Below are 3,975 nucleotides of genomic sequence, written 5' to 3'. Positions count from 1 at the left end.
GGTACACGGGCGCGCCGGCGGCGGTCGCGTGCAGCGTCGCCCGGGTCAGGCCGGTGGCCCGGGCCCCCTCGTACAGCGCCTTGCGGGTCACGGCCTCCCCGTACCCGTGCCGCTCCCACGCCGGGTCGGTGGCGACGAGCACGACGAAGAGCCGCCCGTCCGCCTCGACGGTGGCGGCGCACGTTACCGGGACCCCGTCCCGCAGACCGAGATACGCGAACACGCCGCTCTTCCACAGCGAGGACCCGGCGAGTCCGTCCCGCCCGTCTTCCGACGGGAAGCCGTAGGCACGCGAGTTGATGTCCGCGTAGGCCGCGAGGAGTTCGTCGTCGGTCACGCGCACGAAGGCCGGTTCGGGATGGGCGGGCTCGGGGATCGGCAGCAGATCTCCCGCCATGCCGGTGCCGGGAAAGGCGTGGGCCAGCCCCGCTTCCCCGGCGGCCCCCCCGAGCACGGCGTGCGCCGGGTCGTCGAGCAGGTCCTCGAAGACCCGATCAGTGCTCGTCGCATGTTCCTGTCCTTCGGTTCGGCGTTCACGTCGTTCACGGATCTACTGCTCGCCTTCGGCTTCGGGCCGCGCCGTCTCGTAGACGTAGGTGAGGGTGGTGTCCAGGAGGTGGCGCAGCTGGGCCGGTGTCGGGGCGACGGCGGTGGCGATGAGGGCCTGGGGGTCGGCGAGAGGGGTCAGTACGGCGTGTCCCTCTGCCGGGTCGTCGCCGATGACGTGCGGCTTCTGGGGCATGTCCAGCGTCGTGTCGATCAGGAGGAGCTGCCCGGTCGCTCGGTGGGGTCCGAGGACGGCGGGGCCGTCCCACGCCGGTGCCGGGTAGCCGTAGGCGGTGTGCTGGTCGAGGAGCGGTCGTCCGCCGCGGCGTACGGTCAGGCGGGTGGTGAGGTGGCCCGGCGCCTCGCCCGAGCGGCCCAGGAGCTGTTCCTCCCGCATGAGCAGGCGGGAGGTGGGGGCGAGGTCGACGGCGAACGTCTGCCCATGTCGTGCAGCAGGTCCTCGGCGGCCATGGTGGAGGGCCGGATCCGGGAGTCGGCGAACGCCATGTCCGCCTCAACCTCCGGATTGAGGTGATGGCACACGATCATCATGTCGACGTGCTCCTTGACGGTGTTGACCGTGAAGGGCCGGGTCGGGTTCGTCGACGCGGGCAGTACGTTGGGTTTACCGGCGAGGCTGATCATGTCGGGGGCGTGGCCACCGCCGGCGCCCTCGATGTGGAAGATGTGCAGGCTGCGGTACTTGGCCTTCTTGGACTTACGGTCTTTCTTGGTCGCGGCGAAGGTGCTCTGCACGAAGCCGGCCTCGTTCAGCGAGTCGGCGTGCAGCGCGACCTGGACACCGGTCTCCTCGCACACCGTCAGCGCGGCGTCGATCACCGCCGGGGTGGCACCCCAGTCCTCGTGGATCTTCAAGCCGAGCGCGCCGGCCGCGACCTGGTCGTGCAGAGCCTTCTTCGAGACGGTGCTGCCCTTGGCAAGCAGGCCGATGTTCACCGGGAAGGCGTCCAGCGCCTCGAAGGTCCGCTGGATGTGCCACTTGCCCGGCGTCACGGTGGTGGCCGTGCTGCCCTCGGCCGGGCCGGTTCCGCCACCGATCAGTGTCGTCACGCCCGACGCCACCGCCTCGTGGATCTGGTTTGGGCAGAGGAAGTGCACGTGGGTGTCGACGCCGCCCGCGGTCAGGATGCGCCCCTTGCCGGAGATCACCTCCGTCTCGGGACCCACGACGAAGTCCGAGGCGCGAGGGTCGTCGTTGGGGCGCGGCGTCATGGTCTCCGGGTTGTACGCCTTGCCGATGGCCCGGATACGGCCGTCACGCAGCCCGACGTCGGCCTTGACGACGCCCCAGTGATCCAGGATCAGCGCACCGGTGATCACGGTGTCCACCGGCTCGCGGGGGTCGTCGCGAGGGATGTGTGACTGGCCCATCGACTCACGGATCACCTTGCCGCCGCCGAAGACCATCTCGTCGCCGCTGCGCCCCGGCCCACCGCACCAGTCCGCTTCGATGCGCAGGACGAGATTGGTGTCGGCCAGCCGGATCCGGTCGCCGGCGGTCGGCCCGTACAGGTCGGCGTACCGGGAACGCAGCAGCGGGTCCCAGGGCTTGCCCTTCTCAGTCCTGTCCGGCATCGAGGTGCTTCTCCTCTTCGCTCTTGTCGGCCTGGAGCCCGTGGACGATGCGCTCGCCGGCGATCGGCACGAGCATTACGGTGCGCTTGTCACCGGGCTCGAACCGTTCGGAAGTGCCGGACGGGATGTGCAGCCGCATGCCGTGGGCCGCCTCGCGACGGAACTTGAGTCCCTCGTTGGCCTCGGCGAAGTGGAAGTGGGATCCCACCTGGACCGGGCGGTCCTTGGGGTTGCGCACGACCAGCGGAACGGGCGTCGCGCCGTCGTTGAAGGCCACCCGGTGTTCGTCCTCGTCCGGCAGCAGTTCCGGCTTGCCCGGATGGACGTCCACCGTGGTGGACGCCTCATCGAACGGCTTGCTGATGGTCACCAGCTTCGTGCCGTCCGGGAACGTCGCCTCGACCTGGACGTTGTCGACCATCTCCGGCACGCCGTCCATGACCTCGCTGCGCTTCAGCACATGGCGCCCGGACTCCATGACCGCGTCGACCGTCGCCCCGGCCCGCGCCTCCTCGAAGACATGCGCCGTCAACAGCGCCATGACTTCGGGATAGTTCAGCAGCAGACCGCGTTCACGCCGCCGCTGGGCGACATCGGCCGCCACGTGGATCAACAGACGTTCCTGCTCGTGCGGTGTCAGATGCACGCTGGTCCCCCTCTCCTGGTCGTCGCTACACCCACGCGGCGAGACCACGAAGCGGAAAGAAGATGCCTCCCGCCGTACCTGCCGCAGACAGATCCTGGGAGAGGAGAGAACCCATGGGCATGGAAACGCACAGGTCAGCCCTGATGGAGTGAACCGGGGGCACAGGGCGCATGCGGGGCGCAACGCCCGCGTGCAGGGTGAGAAGGCAACGGTCGCTTCGTAGGTACGGCCCACGGTCGATTGAACGCGGCGGGGCGCTGGCCTGGTGATACCTGGATGTGCCCTCTGGCTGGACCGGAAGGTTCATCTTGCCCAGTCGATGGCTGTTGTGGGACAGGCCCCGTGCAATGGGGCGGTCGGGTAGGTGAGGCGATCTTGTGCCCTACACCGGTAACTGACCGAACCAACTGAGGTCCTTGCGCAGGATGAGGAACTCGTCTTGTACGCGGTGAGCGGGCACCGTGACGGCGCCGACGTCGGGGCGTATCGCCGGAGCAGCGTTTCGAGCTTCCAGTCCCGCGTTCGGCCTTGGCGGTGAGCAGCCTTGCTCCGGCATGCTGAGTCAGGAAGTCGCGACGCTCGCGCTGCACCTGCACCTGCACCAGGCGGCGGGGAACGCCAACACCCTCCTCCTACGGCCGGTTCGAGCTGGCCATCAACTCCCACATCGAGGATCGCGCCGGGCGGGCAGAAGACGCGGCAGCGTCCGTGGGCGGCCGGGGTGCCGGCCGGGCGCTGACGCTCGCGGGGGGATGCCGACGTCGATTGGCACCGCAGGTGTGGCGGGCGAGCTGGTGGACATCTGTGTCGCGCAGGCGCGCGCGATCCGCGTGCTCCTGGTGGTACGGGCTTGAAGAAGCACGCCGGCCGAGATGAAGCACCAGCTCACGCCAGTGACGTGCCCGCATGGGCGCGCGATCAAGGCGGGGAGAACGGAGCAGGCGACGGCTACGACCGCGGAAACGGCCCGCGGCGGTCCGCAGACTCAGGCGCGCAGTCTTCAGCTGTCGGAGATCGTGCTGGGCTGAGGCTGGGCGGCTTCGTCGACGGGATCCTGCCGCGGCAGGCAACGTTTGCACGTCAAGGAGCGGTGTCCGGTGCGTGCTCTCGGCGTGCCGGCCGGAAGCCCTCGTACTGGACGTACTCGGGGTTTCGGCCGGTGCGGCGAGTGGGGGTACCCCCTGCTC

General features: G+C 69.4%; 2 protein-coding genes and 2 pseudogenes. All 4 read right to left on the bottom strand.

The features are described from left to right. A pseudogene (locus ABZ281_RS41075) lies at window positions 1–490 on the bottom strand (GNAT family N-acetyltransferase); the annotation flags it as partial. A gap of 60 nt (window positions 491–550) precedes the next feature. Continuing rightward, the gene (locus ABZ281_RS41070; RefSeq protein WP_356663056.1) at window positions 551–943 is read right to left on the bottom strand and encodes a hypothetical protein; all 393 of its coding nucleotides are present in this window, start codon (window positions 941–943) and stop codon (window positions 551–553) included. A gap of 41 nt (window positions 944–984) precedes the next feature. After that, window positions 985–2,142, bottom strand: a pseudogene (locus ABZ281_RS41065) (urease subunit alpha); the annotation flags it as partial. Next, window positions 2,126–2,788: an urease subunit gamma gene (locus ABZ281_RS41060; protein WP_356663055.1), complete on the bottom strand. Its 663-nt coding sequence runs from the start codon at window positions 2,786–2,788 to the stop codon at window positions 2,126–2,128. The gene ABZ281_RS41060 and the pseudogene ABZ281_RS41065, both read right to left, overlap by 17 nt. Window positions 2,789–3,975 lie beyond the last annotated feature (1,187 nt).

The organism is Streptomyces sp. NPDC006265, assembly GCF_040613555.1.
Classification (GTDB): Bacteria; Actinomycetota; Actinomycetes; order Streptomycetales; family Streptomycetaceae; genus Streptomyces.
The sequence above is the reverse complement of the archived record's forward strand: the minus strand, read 5'-3'. Positions and strand labels throughout refer to the sequence as shown.